Source organism: Micromonospora sp. NPDC005710, assembly GCF_040630995.1.
In the GTDB taxonomy this organism is placed as follows: Bacteria; Actinomycetota; Actinomycetes; order Mycobacteriales; family Micromonosporaceae; genus Micromonospora.
This window is the reverse complement of the sequence record NZ_JBEXYP010000009.1, coordinates 238,422-253,570: the sequence shown is the minus strand read 5'-3', so window position 1 is coordinate 253,570 and position 15,149 is coordinate 238,422. Positions and strand designations below refer to the sequence as shown.

Genomic DNA, 15,149 nt, shown 5'->3' with positions numbered 1-15,149 from the left:
TCCCGGCGGACGTCGGGCGGCACTAGGCTCGTAGCGGAGGTGCCGAACATGAAGCTCGGGCTGCACTACTGGAACTACTCGACCCCGGCCGACCCGGCCGCCATCGCACCGACCCTGGCGCAGACGGCGGCCATCGCCGAGCAGGCCGGCGTCGCGTCGTTCACCGTGATGGACCACTTCTTCCAGATGGACGCGGTGTTCGCGGCCGAGGAACCGATGCTGGAGGCGTACACCACGCTGGGCTACGTCGCGGCGACGACCCAGCGGATGACGCTCGGCGTGCTGGTCACCGGCGTGATGTACCGGTACCCGGGGTTGCTCGCCAAGACCGTGACGACCCTCGACGTGCTCTCCGGCGGCCGGGCCCGCCTGGGCATCGGGGCGTCCTGGTACGAGCGTGAGCAGGTGGGGCTGGGTGTGCCGGTCGTCCCGGTGGCCGAGCGGTTCGAGCGGTTGGAGGAGACGCTGCGCATCTGCCTGCAGATGTGGAGTGCCGACGACGGCCCGTTCAACGGCAAGCACTACCAGCTCGCCGAGACCATCAACTCGCCGCAGCCGTTGAGCCGCCCACGCCCGCCCATCATGATCGGCGGTGGGGGCGAGAAGAAGACCCTGTTGCTGGTGGCGCGGTACGCCGACGCCTGCAACCTGTTCGGTCGCGGAGGCAGCGACGACATCGCCCGCAAGCTGGAGGTGCTGCGCGGGCACTGCGCCGCCGAGGGCCGCGACTACGACGCCATCGAGAAGACGGTGGTGGCCGCCCAGGCGCCGCTGGACGACACCGACGCCTTCCTCGCCGAGGTGTCCGGGTACGCCGCGCTTGGTGTGAGCGAGGTGCAGGTCACGCCGGACCGGGACCCGGTCGAGTTCGCCCAGCGGCTCGGCGACGAGGTGCTGCCCCGGTTGGCCGACGTCGGCTGATCCCACAGCGAGGTGTGCCGCGTCGTCGACAGCGCCGGGACACCGACGAGGGCCGCCCTCCCGGTCGTGCGGAGGACGGCCCTCGTCTCGGTGGTGGGATCAGGCGACGGAGGCGGGGAACCGTTCCCACACCCGGTGTGCGGCCATCAACTGCTGCACCGCCGTCAGCGCCTCGGCGCCGGAGCCGGCCGCCACGACACCCGGGGTGCCGGCCACGCCGGCCTGCTCCAGCACCGTGACGCCGGTGCCCCACGCGCCGATCGCCTTGGCGTGCCGCCAGGACTCCTCGACGAGCAGCAGCACGCGGGGATCGACCGTCGCCGGGGCCGGCGTGCCCGCCTTGGCGTCGCGGGCGGGCAGGGCGTCCGGTGCGGGTGCCGGTGCTCCGGCCAGCAGGACCGCGTCGAACTCGACCGACCGACCGGTGGCGAAGGTGCGCTGCACCGGCAGCTCGCCCACCATGCCGCCGTGCGGGGCGATCAGCAGCGGCACCATGCCGGCGTCGAACACGGCCCGGCGGACCTCGTCGACGCCGTCCAGGTCGCCGTCGGGGTCGACGACGATCCCGACCGTGCGGCCGTCACTCGGCCACTCCCGACCGAGCTGGGACAGCGCCGGACTGGGTGTGACGTCGGGGAGCGGCACCGTCGGCTGCGGTGCGGGCAGGCCCAGGCCGGTGGCTACCTGCTCGCACAGGACCGGGTCGATGTTGGCCAGGCTCTGCAGCTGACGCTCCTTGATCGCCTGGTGGTAGCACTTGGCGAGTTCGAAGGTGTACGCCCGGATGATGTGCTCCTTCTCGACCGGCGACATGCTCAACCAGAACAGGCGGACCTGGCTGTAGTGGTCGTCGAACGAGGCCGGGTTGGCGCGTACCTTCGGTGCCTCGGCGACAGTGACCGGCACGTCGACGAAGGCGTGCTCGGCGTCCCCGGCGGGGAACGGGTTGCCGGCGTCGAGCGAGTTCGGTCGGTACGGCGCGACGCCGGCGTGCACGGCGTGCTGGTGGAAGCCGTCGCGCAGCATGTCGTTCACGGCGGCGTGCGGGCGGTTGATCGGGATCTGCGAGAAGTTCGGGCCGCCCAGCCGGGTGAGCTGCGTGTCGACGTACGAGAAGAGCCGGCCCTGCAACAGCGGGTCGTTCGTGACGTCGATGCCCGGGGGCAGGTGACCGAGGTGGAAGGCGACCTGTTCGGTCTCGGCGAAGAAGTTCGTCGGCGTCCGGTTGAGCACCAGTCTGCCGACGGGCTGCACCTCGGCCAGTTCCTCCGGCACGATCTTGGTCGGGTCCAGCAGGTCGATTCCGGCGAAGGTCTCCTCGGGGGTGTCCGGGAAGACCTGGATGCCCAGCTCCCACTCCGGGTACGCGCCGGCCTCGATGGCGTCGTAGAGGTCGCGGCGGTGGAAGTCCGGGTCCATGCCGCCGAGCAGTTGAGCCTCTTCCCAGGTCAGCGAGTGCACGCCGAGCTTCGGCTTCCAGTGGAACTTGGCCAGCACCGTCTCCCCGGCCTCGTTGACGAGGCGGAAGGTGTGCACGCCGAAGCCCTCCATCGTCCGGTACGAACGCGGAATGCCCCGGTCGGACATGTTCCAGATGGTGTGGTGCTGCGCCTCGGTGTGCAGTGACACGAAGTCCCAGAAGGTGTCGTGGGCGCTCTGCGCCTGTGGAATCTCCCGGTCCGGGTGCGGCTTGCCGGCGTGGATGATGTCCGGGAACTTGATCGCGTCCTGGATGAAGAAGACCGGCATGTTGTTGCCGACCAGGTCGAAGGTGCCCTCGTCGGTGTAGAACTTCGTGGCGAAGCCACGGGTGTCGCGGACCGTGTCGGCTGAACCCCGCGAACCGAGCACTGTGGAGAACCGGACGAAGACGTCGGTCTCGTGCCCCTTCTTGAGGAAGCCGGCCCGGGTGACCGCCTCGGCGGTGCCGTACGCGGTGAACACCCCGTGCGCGCCGGCGCCCCGGGCGTGCACCACACGCTCCGGAATGCGCTCGTGGTCGAAGTGCGTGATCTTCTCGCGAAGGTGGTGGTCCTGCAGGAGCACCGGGCCGCGCGGGCCGGCCTTGAGCGAGTGGTCGGTGTCGCGCAGCCGGGCGCCGTTGGCTGTCGTGAGGTAGGCCCCCTGCTGACCGTTAGCGGTCGTCGGCGCGCCCGTCTCCGCGCCGGTCGGCGTCCGCGTCTGCGGTGCCCCCTGTTCCGGCTTGGGCGGCAGCGGGTCGTGCGGCGTCGTCGGCTCCTCCAGTGGCGGTGGCGCACTGCCCGGCGCACCGGGGACGTCGGGCGTGAGGGCGTCGGCGATCTTTCCGGAGGCGGTCTTCACGGTGTTCTTGACCGCCTCGGTGGGCTTGCTGGAATCCACGTTGTTGAACCTCTCCATGGCGCGTGTGCGTGCCGGCGCCTGCCCTGCTACCCCTGGTCAGGGGGTCGAAACACAACTCGCCTCGCCAGCTTGGGCAGGGACTGGTGATTTCGCCGATGCCAGGATCGGCGGAGCGGCGAAAACTGACATACGTCGATATCCCTCGACTTTAGGGAGTGCCCGACGTGTCCTCACCAACCACCACCCGTCCCCGTTCCGTCGCAGCCCGTGCCAGCCGGTTCGCCCTGGCCGTGGTCCTGGCCGCCGGCGGCGTCCTGACCGGATCGACCGGGGCCGCCCAGGCCGCCGGTCCGTACGAGCGGGGCCCCGCCCCGACCACCGCGATCCTGGAGGCCAGTCGCGGCCCGTTCGCCACGGCCTCACAGAGCGTGTCCTCGCTGAGTGTCACCGGCTTCGGCGGCGGCGTCATCTACTACCCGACCAGCACCAGCGAGGGCACCTTCGGCGCCATCGCCATCTCACCCGGTTACACCGCCGCCTGGTCCAGCATCAGCTGGCTCGGACCGCGCATCGCCTCGCACGGTTTCGTGGTGATCGGCATCGAGACGAACACCCGACTGGACCAGCCGGACAGCCGGGGCCGACAGTTGCTCGCCGCACTCGACTACCTCACCCAGCGCAGCTCGGTGCGCACCCGGATCGACAGCAGTCGACTCGCGGTAGCCGGTCACTCGATGGGCGGTGGGGGCACCCTGGAGGCGGCCTCGTCGCGACCGTCGTTGCAGGCCGCGGTGCCCCTGGCACCGTGGAACACGGACAAGAGCTGGTCCGAGTTGCGGGTGCCCACCCTGATCATCGGTGGCGAGAGCGACACCGTCGCGCCCGTGGCGTCGCACTCGGTGCCCTTCTACAACAGCATCCCGGCCTCCGCCGAGAAGGCGTACCTGGAGCTGAACGGGGCGAGCCACTTCTTCCCGCAGGCCACCAACACTCCCACCGCCCGGCAGATGGTGGCCTGGTTGAAGCGGTTCGTCGACGACGACACCCGCTACGAGCAGTTCCTGTGCCCCGGCCCGAGCGGTTCGCAGATCGAGGAGTACCGCAACACCTGTCCCAGCGCCTGACGGCGGTCACCGGGGCGGTCGCCGTTGGCGGCCGCCCCGTCCACGTGCGCTCGGGAGCATCGAAGGTCTTGACGCCATACCCGAGAAACGTACACTGCGAGTGTAAATAAACACCCGCCACGACAGAGGGATGGGTGATGGAGCGCGGCCTCGAACTGCACCACATCGGCGTCCGTTTTGGCGGCCTCACCGCCCTCGACGACGTCTCCCTGCGGGTGCCACCCAACCGGGTGGTCGGCGTCATCGGGCCCAACGGCGCCGGCAAGACCACGCTGTTCAACGTGATCTGCGGCTTCGTCGCACCGGAGACGGGTTCACTGACCCTCGACGGCCGGCCGCTGCGGCCACGGCCGCACCGGCTGACCCGTCTCGGCATCGCCCGCACCCTCCAGGGCACGGGCCTCTTCGCCGGGCTGAGCGTGCTGGAAAACGTGATGACCGGCGCGACGCACACCGCCCGCGCCGGTTTCCTCCCGGCGCTGCTCGGGCTGCCGGCCAGCGACCGCGACGAGCGCCGGCTCCGCGGGGACGCCCTGGCCATCCTCGACGAACTGGGCATCGCCGAGCACGCCCAGGCCGCGCCGACCACCCTGCCCTTCGCCGTACGACAACGGGTCGCCCTGGCCCGCGCGCTCGCCGCCCGGCCCCGGCTGCTCCTGCTCGACGAACCGGCCGGTGGCCTCGGCGCGGACGACATCGCCGAGCTGGGGGAGCTGGTCCGGCAACTGCCCCGGCGGGACACCGACCCCTGTGCCGTGCTCCTGGTCGAGCACCACATGGACCTGGTGATGGCCGTCTGCGACGAGCTCGTGGTGCTCGACTTCGGCCGGGTCATCGCCGCCGGCACCCCGGACGAGATCCGCGACGACCCCGCCGTCACCGACGCCTACCTCGGTGCCGCCGTCGAGGAGGTCTCGCCGTGAGCGCGAGGAGTGAGCCGGGTGTGCGAGCCCCGCAGTCGCGAACGACAGGTGGTGCGCCGTGAGCGCGAGGAGTGAGCCGGGTTTGCGAGCCCCGCTGTCGCGAACGACAGGTGATGCGCCCGGGACCGATCTGCTCGTCGTGCGAGGGCTGGTCGCCGGCTACGGTGCCGCGCCGGTGCTGCGGGCCATCGACCTCACCGTCCCGGCCGGCACCATCGCCGCCGTCGTGGGCGCCAACGGCGCTGGCAAGACCACCCTGCTGCGCGCGCTCTCCGGCATGATCCGCCCGACCTCCGGCCAGGTCCTCCTGGCCGGGGAGGACCTTCGCGGTACGCCAGTGGAGCAGCTCGTCCGACGCGGCATGGCGCACGTCCCGGAGGGCCGGGGCGTGATCAGCGAGCTGACCGTCGACGAGAACCTGCGGCTGGGTGGGCTGTGGCGGCGCGACCGGGCCGACGCGGGGCGAGCCCTCGACGAGGTCTACCAGCTCTTCGAGCCCCTGGCGCGTCGCCGCCGGCACCTCGGTCACCAGCTCTCCGGCGGTGAGCGGCAGATGCTCGCGCTCGGTCGGGCACTGGTCGGCCGACCCCGCCTGCTGCTGCTGGACGAACCGTCGCTCGGCCTGGCGCCACGGGTGGTCGCCCGGACGATGGCGCTGCTCCGCCAACTGCGCGACAGCACCGGCCTGACCGTCCTGCTCGTCGAGCAGAACGTGCGCAGCGCGCTCGCCGTCGCCGACCAGGGCGTCGTGATGTCCCTCGGTCGGGTGGTGATCGCCGCCCCGGCGGCGCAGCTGCGCGACGACGTCGACCTGCGCCACGCGTACCTCGGTTTCTGACCACCACCTTGTCCCCCGGAGGGAGGACTGTTGGACCGCTTCGTCTTCCTCACCGTCGACGGCCTGTCCCGGGGCGCGGTGTATGCCGCGTTCGCGCTGGCCCTGGTGCTCATCTGGCGGGCGGCGCGGGTCGTCAACTTCGCCCAGGGGGCGATGGCCGTCGCCGCCGCGTACGTCGCCTACACCGTCAGCACCGCGACCGGCTCCTACTGGCTGGGCTTCGTTGTCGCGATCGTCGCCGGCCTGCTGCTCGGTGCGCTCGTGGACCGGGTGGTGATGCGGCACGTCGATCACGCCTCACCGCTCAACCCGGTGATCGTCGCGCTCGGGCTGGTGCTGCTGATCCAGGCCGTGCTGGGCATGGTGTACGGCAGTGAGTTCCGCCCGGCCGAGGCCCCGTTCAGCCGGTCCGCCCTCACCGTGGGCGGAGTCGCCGTGCTGTCCCCGTACGACCTGTTCGTCTTCGCCACGATCGGCGTGGTGGTCAGTGGCCTGGCCTGGATGTTCGCGCGTACCCCGGTGGGGTTGCGGATGCGCGCGGCGGCCTTCGCCCCGGAGGTCTCCCGGCTGCTGGGGGTCAACGTCGGTGGGATGCTGACCCTCGGCTGGGCGCTGGCCTCCGGGGTGGGCGCGCTCGCCGCCATGCTGGTCCTGCCGACCGAGTTGGGCCTGCACCCGCACGCGATGGACCTGGTGTTCGTCTCGGCGTTCACCGCGGCGGTGGTCGGCGGGTTGGACAGTCCACCGGGGGCGGTGGTCGGTGGTCTGGTGGTGGGGTTGCTGCTCTCCTACGTGAGCGGTTACGCCGGCAGTGACCTGACCCCGCTCGCGGTGCTGGTCCTGCTGCTGGCGGTGCTGCTGGTCCGGCCCGGTGGGCTGTTCGCCCCGGTCGCGGCGAGGCGGGTGTGAGCGCCACGAGGGCGGCAGTGCCGCCGCGACACCAGCTCGACGACCCGGGCCGCCGACCTGTCGACAGGCGACGTGGCTCCACAGTGCTGCGTCACCTCGCGGTGGTGCTGGCCGCCGGGTTGCTGCTGGTGGCGGTCAGCTACTCCGTCGAGCCCTTCCGCAACTTCCAGCTCGCGACAGTGGCCGCCTACCTCTGCGCGACCGCCGGGCTGACCGTCCTCACCGGGCTCAACGGTCAACTGTCGCTCGGGCACGGCGCGTTGATGGCCACCGGGGCGTACACGGTGGCGCTGTGCCAGACCGCGTTCGCCGACCGGGGGATGACCGGCGGCTGGTTGTTGCCGCTGTCGCTGGCGGCGGCGATCGTCAGCACTGTCGCCGTCGGCGCCGTGGTCGGGGCGGCTGCGGCCCGGTTGCGCGGCCCCTACCTGGCCGGGGTCACCCTCGCGGTGGCAGTGGTGGTGCCGGCGCTGGCCGTCACCTTCGACGGCGTCTTCAACGGTGAGCAGGGGCTGTCGGTGCCGGTGGAGCCGCCGCCGCTGTCGCTCGGCCCGTACTTCCCGTACGAGCGGTGGCAGCTCTGGGTCACCGGGGGTGCCACCCTGCTCGCGTTGCTGTTGTTGGCGAACCTGATCCGCAGCCGGTACGGGCGCACGTTCCGGGCGGTTCGCGACGACGAGGTGGCAGCCCGTCTCGCCGGCATCCACGTGGCCCGTACCCAGGTCCTCGCGTTCGTGGTCAGCGCCGCCACCGCCGGGCTCGGTGGCGCGCTGCTGGCGGTGCTCGCGCAGAGCGTCTCACCCGGCGCGTTCTCGCTGACCCTGTCGCTGTTCCTGCTGATGGCGGTGGTGATCGGTGGCCTGGGTCGACTGACCGGCGCGCTCTGGGGGGCCGTCCTGCTCGTCGCGCTGCCCGATCTCACCCACTCGCTGACCGAGCTGCTCACGCTCTCACCCTCGGTGGCGCAGCGGCTGGAGGGCAACCTCCCCCTGGCGATCTTCGGACTCACCCTGATCGTCGTCATGATCGCCGCCCCCGGCGGTGTGCAGGGTCTGCTGTCGCGTCTCGGCCGGGCGTTGCTGGCCAGGCGGCCGACCCGGCGTTCCTGAGCTGTCCTCGGTCCGGCCTCGGCCGGGCGCCCCACCACCACACCGTTCCCACAGACAACCGGACCGAGAAAGGTCGGTGTTTCCCATGCACCGTAGAGCGCATCGCGGACTAGCGATCGCCAGCACCCTTGCCCTGCTCATCACCGCAGCCGGCTGTAGCGGCGACGACGGCCCCGGCTCCGGCGGTGCGCCGGTGCCCGGTGTCACCGACGCCGAGATCGTCGTCGGCACCCACATGCCGCTGACCGGGCCGGCCTCGGCCGGCTACTCGAAGATCGCCCCGGCGACGAAGGCGTACTTCGACTACGTCAACGCCAACGGCGGGGTGCACGGCCGAAAGATCACCTACAAGATCATGGACGACGGTTACAACCCGGCGAACACCCAGCAGGTGGTCCGCCAGCTCGTCCTCCAGGACAAGGTCTTCGCCGTACTCAACGGTCTGGGCACGCCGACGCACAGCGGGGTGCTCGACTTCCTCAAGACCAACCGGGTGCCGGATCTCTTCGTCGCCTCCGGCAGCCGCAGCTGGGACCAGCCGGACAAGTATCCGGGCACGTTCGGGTTCAACCCGGACTACACGGTCGAGGGCAAGATCCTCGCCAACTACGCGAAGCGGGACCTGGCCGGGCAGAAGGTCTGCTTCCTCGGCCAGGACGACGACTTCGGCCGGGACAGTCTGGCCGGCGTGGAGAAGGTGCTCGGCGCCGCGGCCGTGGCGGTCAAGCAGACGTACGTCACCAGCAACACCAACGTGGCGCCGCAGATCGGCGCGTTCAAGGCGGCCGGTTGCCAGGTCGTCGTGCTGGCCACCGTACCCGGCTTCACGGCGCTCTCCATCGGCACCGCGGCCCGGCTGGGCTTCAAGCCGCAGTGGCTGGTCTCCAACGTCGGCGCCGACCACCCGACCCTGGCCAAGCAACTCGGCGCCGCCGCACCACTGCTGGAGGGCATGGTCGGCACCAACTACCTGCCGATGCAGAACGACACCGCGAACCCGTGGATCCAGCTCTTCACGAAGGTCAACAAGGAGCACAACGGGGACGCGCCGTTCGACGGCAACACCGTCTACGGCATGTCGGTCGGTTACCTCTTCGTGCAGACGCTGCTCGCGGCCGGCAAGGACCTGACCCGGGAGAAGGTGCTGGAGGCCGTGCAGAAGGGCGGCTTCCAGGGCCCCGGGCTGGTGCCGCTGCGCTTCTCCGCCACTGACCACTCCGGCTACGGCGGCCAGCGGTTGAGCCGGGTCAGTGGGGGAGTGCAGACCTACTTCGGTCCGGCGTACGAGACGGACGAGGCGGACGGGTCGGTGAACGAGTACACCACCGCCCCGGCGGCGCCGCCGGCGAACGGGGTGCCGACCGTCTCCTGAGGCCCGCAGCCCCGCTATCCGACCGGGTGTGGTCGCGTCCGACCGCACCCGGTCGGACGGCTGCGCGCGTGCTGCCGGCCCGGCCCCGCCCCGCCCTGGCCGTCGGAGACGTTGACCGATACCGATCGACGCTCCTACTATCTGCACCGTGAATGCATGTTTGGGCAACGCGGTCGCCCCCGGGGCAGACAGCCGTCTGCGACGGGGGCGTCTCGTTGACCGGCCGGGCCCGATGACGACGTCGGCGGAGCGTCCAGGGCCGCTGATCAACGCCTGTCTAGACTCGGCGGTGTGTCGGGGGACGCCGTGGCGGTGAGGGGGCGGGGACGAATGGACGGGGTCGATGTGGCGGGCCGGGTCGACGGGCGCACCGCCCGCGCCGAGCGGACCCGCGCGGCCATCGTCGAGGCTCACCTCGCGCTCATCTCCGAGGGGGACCTCCGCCCCACCGGGGAGCGCATCGCCGAGCGGGCCGGCATCTCCCTGCGCACCCTCTGGACCAACTTCAAGGACATGGAGACGCTCTTCGAGGCGAGCGGCGCGGAGGTGCTCCGCCAGCAGGACGCCGCCTACCGGCCGATCTCGACCGGGCTGCCGCTGGCGAAACGCGTCGACGCGTACTGCCGGCAGCGGGCTCGGCTGCTTCAGCTCATCGCGCCGTCGGCGCGGGCCGCCCAGATGCGTGAGCCGGTCTCCGGGCAACTGCACCGCAACCGCCTCAAGCACATCGAGCGGGTCCGCGACGAGGTCGAGGAGCTCTTCGCCGCCGAGCTGTCCGAGGCCGGGCCGGGCCGGGAGCAGTTGCTCCACGCCCTGGTCGCGGCGAGCACCTGGCAGGCCTGGTCGATGCTGCGCTACGGGCTCGGTCTGGGTGTGGACCAGGCCCGCGCGGTGATGTCCCGGACAGTGGGCGCTTTGCTGGCCGAGGTCGCGCCCGACTGATTCCGGCCCGGCCCGATATCGACCCCTCTTTCCATTTGGTTTCCGATGGGTAACACTGGCAGGCATGGTTACTGCATCAAGAGTGCAACTAACCGTGCTGCGTGGCCGGGACGACGAGTGCCGGGCTGTCCGGAGCCTGCTCGACGGCATGACCAACGCCGGCGGTGCCCTGCTGTTGCGCGGAGAGCCCGGATCGGGCCGGACGGCGCTCGTCGCACACGCTCACCGGCACGCCGAGGGTTGCACAGTGCTCACCGGCAGCGGGCTCGCCGCGGAAGCCGCCCTGCCGTACGCCGGCCTGCAACGTCTGGTCGACCCGGTGCTCGACCGGGCCGCCGCCCTGCCCGCCGAGCAGCGCCACCTGCTGCGGCGCGCGCTGGCCGGGGAGAGCTGCCCGGCCGACCGGCAGCTGACCCTGTCGATGGCGGTGCTCGGGCTGCTCGCCGCCGCCGCCCGGGACCGGCCGTTGCTCGCCACCATGGACGACATCGACAGAGGTGATCCGCAGACCGCGCAGGTGCTGGCGTTCGTGGCCCGCCGACTGCGGCACCTGCCCCTCGCCGTCCTGCTCACCGCGGACGTCACCGCCGACCTCGACGGGATACCGGCACACCGCCTGCGCGCGTTGACCGAGCGCGACAGCACAGCCCTGCTCATTGACCGGCTCGGTCAGCTCGTCGAGCGCGAGGGGGCCGAGCGGCTTCCGGACCGGCCCGCCGCGTCGGCGCTGACCGCGCTGGCCAGGATCGGTGGCGGCAACCCGCAGGCGCTGGTCGACCTCTCCGAGGTGCTGACCGCCGGGCAGTGGCGGGGGGAGGAGTCGCTGCCCGCCGCGCCACCGGCGGACGGGGCGCTGGGTCGCGCGTACCGCGCCCGGTTGGACCGGCTGCCGCCGGAGACCCGCCGGGTGCTGCTGCTCGCCGCCCTCGACGAGGACGGCGAGCCGGGCACCCTGATCCGGGCCGCGGCGGCCGCCGGCGCCGAGGTCGACACCCTCGCCCCGGCGGAGGTCGCCGGCCTGGTCCGGGTCGAGCAACACGGCGTCACCTTCCCGCAGCCACTGGTCCGCACGATGATCGCGGCGAGTGCGCCGCTCGCGGAGCGCCGCGCCGCGCATCGACTGCTCGCCGCGGTACTTGTCGCCGACGGCCAGCGGCTCCGCCGGGCGATGCACCTCGCCGCCGCCACGGCGGGTGCCGATCCGGCCCTCGCCGCCGAGCTGGAACAGGCGGCGGTCGGCGGATCCGACGGCTGGGCCGCCGCCTCGGTGGCACTACGGTGGGCCGCCGAGTTGAGCGACCAACCGAGGCTGACCGCCGCCCGCCTGCTGACCGCCGCCCGGTACGCCTGGGCCGGCGGGCAACCCGACGCGGCGCGGCTGCTGCTCGACCGCCTCCGCGCGGTCTGCGCCGACCCGGTCGTCCGAGGGCGCGCCGACCTGCTCCGCGGTGAGGTGGAGCTGCGCTGCGGCGCCGCGTCCAGCGCGCCGGGCACGCTGTTGGCATCCGCCGGGGCGGTGCAGGGCACGGACCGCGCCCTGGCGTTGGCCGGGCTGGTGCGGGCCGGCGAGGCGGTCTGCTTCACCGGCGACCAGCACCGGTACGCCGAGGTAGGCCGCCGGGCCCTGACGTTGCGGCGCCCGGACGACCCGCCGGCCCTGGAGGTCATGGGCTGTCTGGTCGCCGGGGTGGCGGCGACCCTGCGGGGTGACCACGAACGAGCCGGGCCGGAGCTGCGCCGCGCCGTGGTGCTCGCCGGTCGGCTCACCGGTTGGGCGTTGACTCCCACCGCGCTCAGCTGCGGCGCGGCGGCCGGGCTGCTGGTGGCCGTGGACGGCGCGGCCCACCGGCTCGCCGAGCGTGCCGTCGAGCTGGCCCGGGAACGCGGCGAGTTGTCCATGCTCTCGCGGGCGTTGGAGCTGCGGGCGGTCGCCGAGTACTGGCTGGGTCGACACGAGGCGGCGGCGGAGACCTCCCGCGACGGGCTGCGCGTCGCCCGGGCCACCGGCCAGGTCAACTGCGCCAACGTCCATCTGGGCATGCTCGCCGTCCTCGCCGCGATCCGGGCGGACCGGGACACCAGCCTGCGGTGGATCCGCGAGATCGGCGAGTCGCCGACGCCGGGCAGCCGCCCGCACGCGTTCGCCGCGTGGGCACTGGCGGTGCTCGACCTGGTCGACGGCCGGCACGCCGAGGCCGCGGACCGGCTGGCGTCGCTGGCCCGGATCGGCACGGGTCGAGGTCAGGTCCTCGTGCAGGTGATGGCGACCCCGTACCTGGTGGAGGCGGCGGCGCACCTGGCACACCGACCGGCGGCGACGACAGCGCTCGCCGCGTTCGACAGGTGGGCCAGCAGCACGGCCAGCCCGCTGCGTCGGGCCCTCTCCGCGCGGTGCCACGCGCTGCTCGCCACCCGTGGTGGTGCCGAGGCGGAACAGGCTTTCCAGGCGGCGCTGCGCCTGCACCCGACCGAGGCCGGCACGTTCGAGCGGGCCCGCACCGAACTGCTCTTCGGTCAGGAGTTGCGCCGCAGTCGGCGTCCTCGCGACGCGCGCACGCACCTGCACCAGGCCCGCGAGATGTTCAGCCTGCTCGGGGTGGAGCGCTGGGCCGAGCAGGCCACCACGGAGCTGCGGGCGGCCGGGGAGTCGATAGGTCCGCCGGACCTGCCGGCGGCGCGGCTGCTGACCGGGCAGCAACTGCGGATCGCGGAGCTGGTCGCCGAGGGCGCCACCAACCGGGAGGTCGCCGCCCGGTTGTTCCTCTCCACCCGTACGGTCGACCACCACCTGCGCAACGTGTTCCACCGGCTGGGCATCCGGTCACGGACCGAGTTGGCCCGCGCCTTCACCGCAGAACGGCATGCCGGCCTGGCGTCCGACAGGTGACCGTCCGGTCTGGACGCGTTAAACTATCACCGCTAGTTTGATCGGCATGGACCTCACCCTCTCCGCCGAGCAGGCGGCGGTCCGCCAGCTGGCCGCCGAGTTCGCCGACCGTGAGCTGCTGCCCCACGCGGCCGCCTGGGATCGTCGCGAATCGGTCGACCCCGCCATCGTCGGCATGCTTGGTGACCTCGGCTTCCTGGGGCTGACCATCGCCGAGACCGACGGCGGTTCCGGCGGCGACCACCTCGCGTACTGCCTGGTCCTCGAAGAGCTGGGCCGGGGCGACTCGGCGGTGCGCGGCATCGTCTCGGTCTCCCTCGGCCTGGTCGCCAAGTCGATCGCCGCGTACGGCAGTCCGGAACAGCGGGCCGAGTGGCTGCCGAGGCTCTGCGCCGGCAGCGCGCTCGGCTGCTTCGCGCTGACCGAACCGGACAGCGGCTCGGACGCGGCCGCGCTGCGGACCCGTGCGGTCCGTGACGGTGCCGACTGGCTGCTCACCGGTACGAAGATGTTCATCACCAACGGCACCACCGCCGACGTCGCGCTGGTCTTCGCCCGCACCGGGGGCCCGGGGCACCGAGGGATCAGCGCGTTCCTGGTGCCCACCGACAGCCCGGGGCTGACCCGGCGGGAGATCCACGGCAAGCTCGGCCTGCGTGGCCAGGCTACCGGCGAGCTGGGCTTCGACGAGGTACGCGTGCCCGACACGGCACGCCTCGGCGCCGAGGGTGCCGGGTTCCGGCTGGCCCTGGCCACCCTCGCCAAGGGGCGGATGTCGGTGGCGGCCGGTTGCGTCGGCATCGCCCAGGGCTGCCTCGACGCGGCGGTCGGATACGCCGGACAGCGCACGCAGTTCGGAAAGCCGATCGCCGGGCATCAGCTCGTCCAACAACTGCTCGCCGCCATCGCCGTGGACACCGCCGCCGCCCGGCTGCTGGTGTGGCAGGTGGCCGACCTGATCGACAGCGACCAGCCGTTCGCCACCGAGGCGTCGATGGCCAAGCTCTTCGCCAGCGAGGCCGCCGTCCGCGCGGCCAACAACGCGGTCCAGGTGTTCGGTGGGTACGGCTACATCGACGAGTACCCGGTCGGCAAGTATCTACGTGACGCGCGGGTGGCCACCCTCTACGAGGGCACCAGTCAGATTCAGCAACTTCTCATCGGGCGCGCGCTCACCGGCGTCAACGCCTTCTAGCAGCTGTAGGGAGACCTGGCATGAGAGTGTTCACCTCGTTCGAGGAGTTGGCCGCCGCCACCGGTGAGAGCCTCGGGCCCGGTCCGTGGCAGCGCGTCGAGCAGAGCCGCGTCGACCTCTTCGCCGACGCCACCGACGACCACCAGTGGATCCACCTCGACCCGGTCCGCGCGGCGGCGGGGCCGTTCGGCGGGACGATCGCGCACGGGTACCTCACCCTGTCGCTGTTGCCCGCGTTGGCGGGCGGGCTCTACCGGGTCGAGGGAGTGGCGATGGGGGTCAACTACGGGCTGAACCGGGTGCGGTTCCCCGCACCGCTGCGGGTCGGCACGGCCGTCCGCGCCACCGCCATCATCGCCGACGTGTCGCCGGTGACCGGCGGTGTGCAACTGGTGGTGACGGCCACCGTGGAGAGCGACAGCGGCGACAAGCCGGTCTGCGTGGCCGAGACCGTGAGCCGGCTCTACCGCGCCGCGGAGCAGTGACCGCCCCGCTCGTCGAGGACCGGTCGAGGTCTCGTGCGACATCAGGGAATTCTTGCCCGTCGATCGCCACCGCTGACATACTCCACATCCACCGAAGCCGATGATCGACGGACGGCGCCTCG

Annotated in this window: 12 protein-coding genes; 11 read left to right on the top strand and 1 reads right to left on the bottom strand. The window is 72.1% G+C overall.

What is annotated here, in order from left to right; translation table 11 throughout:
- Positions 1-48 precede the first annotated feature (48 nt).
- On the top strand, positions 49-921 hold the full coding sequence (locus ABZ406_RS15505; RefSeq protein ID WP_357761127.1) for an LLM class F420-dependent oxidoreductase: 873 nt from the start codon (positions 49-51) through the stop codon (positions 919-921).
- Positions 922-1,020: 99 nt separating this feature from the next.
- Here ABZ406_RS15505 and ABZ406_RS15500 read toward each other — a convergent pair whose 3' ends face one another.
- Positions 1,021-3,282 (bottom strand): catalase, encoded by a 2,262-nt coding sequence (locus ABZ406_RS15500; RefSeq protein ID WP_357761204.1) that lies wholly within the window; start codon positions 3,280-3,282, stop codon positions 1,021-1,023.
- 185 nt (positions 3,283-3,467) lie between these two features.
- Here ABZ406_RS15500 and ABZ406_RS15495 point away from each other — a divergent pair, with 185 nt between their 5' ends.
- From ABZ406_RS15495 to ABZ406_RS15450, 10 genes are all read left to right on the top strand, one after another.
- Complete coding sequence (locus ABZ406_RS15495) at positions 3,468-4,367, top strand: alpha/beta hydrolase (protein ID WP_357761125.1); 900 nt, start codon at positions 3,468-3,470, stop codon at positions 4,365-4,367.
- Positions 4,368-4,504: 137 nt separating this feature from the next.
- Complete coding sequence (locus tag ABZ406_RS15490) at positions 4,505-5,290, top strand: ATP-binding cassette domain-containing protein (protein ID WP_357761122.1); 786 nt, start codon at positions 4,505-4,507, stop codon at positions 5,288-5,290.
- A gap of 130 nt (positions 5,291-5,420) precedes the next feature.
- Complete coding sequence (locus tag ABZ406_RS15485) at positions 5,421-6,128, top strand: ABC transporter ATP-binding protein (protein ID WP_357761201.1); 708 nt, start codon at positions 5,421-5,423, stop codon at positions 6,126-6,128.
- A 30-nt stretch (positions 6,129-6,158) separates the two neighbouring features.
- Positions 6,159-7,037 (top strand): branched-chain amino acid ABC transporter permease, encoded by an 879-nt coding sequence (locus tag ABZ406_RS15480; RefSeq protein WP_091399163.1) that lies wholly within the window; start codon positions 6,159-6,161, stop codon positions 7,035-7,037.
- On the top strand, positions 7,034-8,146 hold the full coding sequence (locus tag ABZ406_RS15475; RefSeq protein WP_357761119.1) for a branched-chain amino acid ABC transporter permease: 1,113 nt from the start codon (positions 7,034-7,036) through the stop codon (positions 8,144-8,146). The genes ABZ406_RS15480 and ABZ406_RS15475 overlap by 4 nt, the downstream gene beginning before the upstream one ends.
- Before the next feature lie 85 nt (positions 8,147-8,231).
- On the top strand, positions 8,232-9,518 hold the full coding sequence (locus tag ABZ406_RS15470) for an ABC transporter substrate-binding protein (protein WP_357761117.1): 1,287 nt from the start codon (positions 8,232-8,234) through the stop codon (positions 9,516-9,518).
- A 330-nt stretch (positions 9,519-9,848) separates the two neighbouring features.
- Positions 9,849-10,460, top strand: a complete 612-nt coding sequence (locus ABZ406_RS15465; RefSeq protein ID WP_357761114.1) for a TetR/AcrR family transcriptional regulator — start codon at positions 9,849-9,851, stop codon at positions 10,458-10,460.
- Between the two features lie 64 nt (positions 10,461-10,524).
- A complete protein-coding gene (locus ABZ406_RS15460; RefSeq protein ID WP_357761111.1) occupies positions 10,525-13,347 on the top strand; it encodes an AAA family ATPase in 2,823 nt (940 codons plus the stop codon).
- Between the two features lie 46 nt (positions 13,348-13,393).
- Positions 13,394-14,542: an acyl-CoA dehydrogenase family protein gene (locus tag ABZ406_RS15455; RefSeq protein WP_357761107.1), complete on the top strand. Its 1,149-nt coding sequence runs from the start codon at positions 13,394-13,396 to the stop codon at positions 14,540-14,542.
- Between the two features lie 20 nt (positions 14,543-14,562).
- Entirely contained in the window at positions 14,563-15,027 is a 465-nt protein-coding gene (locus ABZ406_RS15450; protein ID WP_357761105.1) for a MaoC family dehydratase, read from the top strand.
- The last annotated feature ends 122 nt before the right edge of the window (positions 15,028-15,149 follow it).

What these genes read in the sequence shown, in the direction of transcription:
- ABZ406_RS15505 (WP_357761127.1), top strand. Translation starts at nt 49, where the DNA reads ATGAAGCTCGGGCTGCACTACTGGAACTACTCGACCCCGGCCGACCCG.
- ABZ406_RS15490 (WP_357761122.1), top strand. Translation starts at nt 4,505, where the DNA reads ATGGAGCGCGGCCTCGAACTGCACCACATCGGCGTCCGTTTTGGCGGC.
- ABZ406_RS15470 (WP_357761117.1), top strand. Translation starts at nt 8,232, where the DNA reads ATGCACCGTAGAGCGCATCGCGGACTAGCGATCGCCAGCACCCTTGCC.
- ABZ406_RS15465 (WP_357761114.1), top strand. Translation starts at nt 9,849, where the DNA reads ATGGACGGGGTCGATGTGGCGGGCCGGGTCGACGGGCGCACCGCCCGC.
- ABZ406_RS15460 (WP_357761111.1), top strand. Translation starts at nt 10,525, where the DNA reads ATGGTTACTGCATCAAGAGTGCAACTAACCGTGCTGCGTGGCCGGGAC.
- ABZ406_RS15455 (WP_357761107.1), top strand. Translation starts at nt 13,394, where the DNA reads ATGGACCTCACCCTCTCCGCCGAGCAGGCGGCGGTCCGCCAGCTGGCC.
- ABZ406_RS15450 (WP_357761105.1), top strand. Translation starts at nt 14,563, where the DNA reads ATGAGAGTGTTCACCTCGTTCGAGGAGTTGGCCGCCGCCACCGGTGAG.